3 protein-coding genes are annotated in these 2926 nt (G+C 67.3%); 2 read left to right on the top strand and 1 reads right to left on the bottom strand.

Annotated features, from left to right (window positions below):
* Positions 1-579, top strand: a 579-nt coding sequence (locus FJV41_RS48640; RefSeq protein WP_141649434.1) for a Uma2 family endonuclease, incomplete at its 5' end; no start/stop codon positions are given.
* 9 nt (positions 580-588) lie between these two features.
* Here the strand turns inward: FJV41_RS48640 and FJV41_RS48635 are convergent.
* Positions 589-1773: a DUF4388 domain-containing protein gene (locus tag FJV41_RS48635; RefSeq protein WP_141649433.1), complete on the bottom strand. Its 1185-nt coding sequence runs from the start codon at positions 1771-1773 to the stop codon at positions 589-591.
* A gap of 290 nt (positions 1774-2063) precedes the next feature.
* On the opposite strand from FJV41_RS48635, the gene trpS reads away from it, so the two are divergent.
* Positions 2064-2926: tryptophan--tRNA ligase (trpS, locus tag FJV41_RS48630; RefSeq protein ID WP_141649432.1), on the top strand; the 863-nt coding region annotated here is incomplete at its 3' end.

Raw genomic sequence — 2926 nt, 5'->3', positions numbered from 1 at the left:
ACGTACGAAGACATCGAAGCGCTGCCGGTGGGGTGGGTGGGGGAGATTGTCGAGGACTTGCTGTATGCGTCGCCGCGCCCGGTGCCCAGGCATCTTCGGGTGGCGAGCCGACTGGGCGCCTTGCTGGCGATGCCCTTCGAACTGGTGCCGGGTGGACCAGGGGGTTGGTGGTTCCTGGATGGGCCGGAGCTGCACCTGGGGCGGGATGTGCTCGTCCCGGACCTGGCGGGCTGGCGTCGAGAGCGTGTTCCGGAGCCCCCTCATGATGTGCCCTGGCTGACGCAGGCGCCGGATTGGGTCTGCGAGGTGCTGTCTCCCTCGACGGAGAAGGCAGACCGGTTCCGCAAGCTCCCCGTCTATCACCGGGCAGGTGTGCGACATGCGTGGCTCATCGACCCCGCGCGGCGCTCGCTGGAAGTGTTTCACCATGGCGCCGGGGGATGGGCACCGGGAGCGCGCCATGAGGGGGACGTCATCGCGCGAGTGGAGCCGTTCGAAGCCGTGACCCTGGCGCTCGACCTGCTCTGGTTGCCCCGGCGCGAGGCGGAGCGCGGCGAGCGCACTCCGTCCACGCGTTGAGGGACTGGCTCAGGTGCCCACGTTGACGGCGGGGATTCCAAACGGCTCCGTGCTCGTGCGCCGCGCTTCGGCGGATGCCTCGGCTTCGGGCAGGGGGGCGACATGAATCAGCCCGCTGGCCATCAGCCGGTGCACCGAGCGCGACGCGGCCAGCTCACCCATGGCCGCGGTGCGCAGGGCCTGTCGGATGCTCCGGCTGCCGCGCAGCTTCGAGTACAGGTAGAGGTCATCCGCCGTGAGCTGCGATGGGGTGGGGCGGGGAATCGGCTCGAAGACGAGCCTGCCGTCCAGTGCGAAGAGCTCGTCGCTCAGGGCCAGTGTCAGCCGCACCTCGGCCTCGCGATACAGCGCGTGGGCCTCGGGCACGGGGCCTCGCTCCAGAATCTGGGCGGCCAGTGCCACCGCGTGGTCGTACTTCCCCGTCTCCAGGAAGCGCTTCACCAGGGTCAGGAGATCAGCCAGCTCCGCGGCCTCGCCCACCTTCGGGCCCTTGGCCATCCGGGGCGACAGTGCACCGCGACGGTACAGGTGCAGAATCCACCGTGCCGCGAACAGCGGGGCCTCCTTCGCCGTGGCCAGCATCTCGCTCAGGGTGGCGCCACCCGCCGCCAGCTCCAGCAGCTTGTCCTCCTCCTCGGAGAACGTCTCCACGGCGAACTCGCGGAACACCCTGAACGTGGCGTCCAGGTGCGGGAAGACGTCGCGGAACATCGTCCATTCGCGCAGCCGCGTCACCGCGTCCCGGTGCAGGCCGTTGAGCGAGAGCTTCAGTCCCACGGCTCGGGAGGTGGGGGGCAGCTTCGGCGTGAACTCCACCTCTCCCGACTCCCAGCCGTAGCAGTCGAAGAGGGCCTCGCGCGCCTTGTGCTCCATCGCCTCGATGAGCCGGGGCAGCTCCACGAAGCAGCGCTGCACCAGGAAGGTGCCGTACGGCGTGCCCGCGCCCTCCGCCGCCTCGAAGGCCGCCGCGGCCCGGGGCGCGTCCAGGATGCGCAGGTTCACCAGCACCTGGGCCAGGTGCTCCCGAGGGTCATTCGAACTCTCGCCCACCAGGAAGCCGTCCTTCACCTGGAAGCAGCGCTGGATGGCGCCTCGCTCCACCCTCAGCGTGCCCTCCACCCCGGCACCCGAGAACAGCGGCGGCATCACCATCTGCAGGCGATAGCTGGCGAGACTTCCCTTGAATGACTCCATGCCGGTTCGTCCTCCCGAGGTGAGGCTGCTCGCAGGTGAGGCGCTCAGGGTACCGCTCCACCCACCGTCGCTCAACCGCAAGCCCTTGGAATCCCTCAGGATTTATGTGCGGGTCGGAATTTTTCAGGCTGGAGCGCGGCGGGCATTCAGCAGGCAACGGACACCAGCACTCCTGAACGGAAGGTTGCAGGGGCGCGGCGGGTATGCGAACCACCCACGCTCACCCGATACCCGATCACCGACTTGGGTATCTGGACTTTGAACACTGACTCGCGATTCGGAACCCAGACATGCGGACCCTCTCAGGCGTGCAGTCCTCCGGAAAGCTGCACATCGGCAACTACTACGGCGCCATCCGCCAGTTCGTGCAGCTCCAGGATGTGAGCGAGGCGTACTACTTCATCGCCAACCTGCACGCGCTCACCACCGTGAGGGATGCGAAGCTCGCGCTGGAGCTCACGCGCGAAGCCGCCCTGGCCTACCTGGCGCTCGGAGTGGACCCGAAGAAGGCCGTCCTCTTCCGTCAGAGCGACGTGCGCGAGGTGCTGGAGCTCAACTGGATTCTGGGCACCGTGGTGCCTCACTCGCACCTGGAGCGGGCCCACAGCTACAAGGACAAGGTCGCCCGGGGCATCTCTCCGGACTTCGGCCTCTTCGCCTACCCGGTGCTGATGGCCGCGGACATCCTGCTCTACGGCACGGACACCGTCCCCGTGGGCAAGGACCAGATTCAGCACGTGGAGTTCGCCCGCGACTGGGCCGTGAAGTTCAACACCGAGTACGTGAAGGGCTATGACCCGGCGGACCCCGAGGGCAAGGAGCGCGGGCACACGCCCGGCATCCTCAAGCTGCCCTCCGCCCTCGTGCAGGAGTCCACCCAGACGGTGCCCGGTATCGACGGCAGGAAGATGTCCAAGTCGTACGGCAACACCATCGACCTGTTCGGCGAAGAGAAGGACATCAAGAAGCGCATCATGTCCATCAAGACGGACTCGACTCCCGTGGAGGCGCCCAAGCCGGTGCCCGGAACGGAGCGCTCGGCGGACGCATCCATCGTCAGCGAGGTCCCTCTCTATGACTTGCTCAAGCTGATGCTTCCGGAGTCCGAGTTCGCCGAGGTGGACGCTTCCTGGAGTGTCTCTTATACACAACT

Origin of the sequence: Myxococcus llanfairpwllgwyngyllgogerychwyrndrobwllllantysiliogogogochensis, assembly GCF_006636215.1 — a bacterium.
In the GTDB taxonomy this organism is placed as follows: domain Bacteria; phylum Myxococcota; class Myxococcia; order Myxococcales; family Myxococcaceae; genus Myxococcus; species Myxococcus llanfairpwllgwyngyllgogerychwyrndrobwllllantysiliogogogochensis.
This window is presented reverse-complemented; position numbering and strand designations above follow the sequence as displayed.

Bases quoted from the DNA above. Each gene is read 5' to 3' on its own strand.
- FJV41_RS48635 (WP_141649433.1), bottom strand. From the start codon at position 1,773: ATGGAGTCATTCAAGGGAAGTCTCGCCAGCTATCGCCTGCAGATGGTG.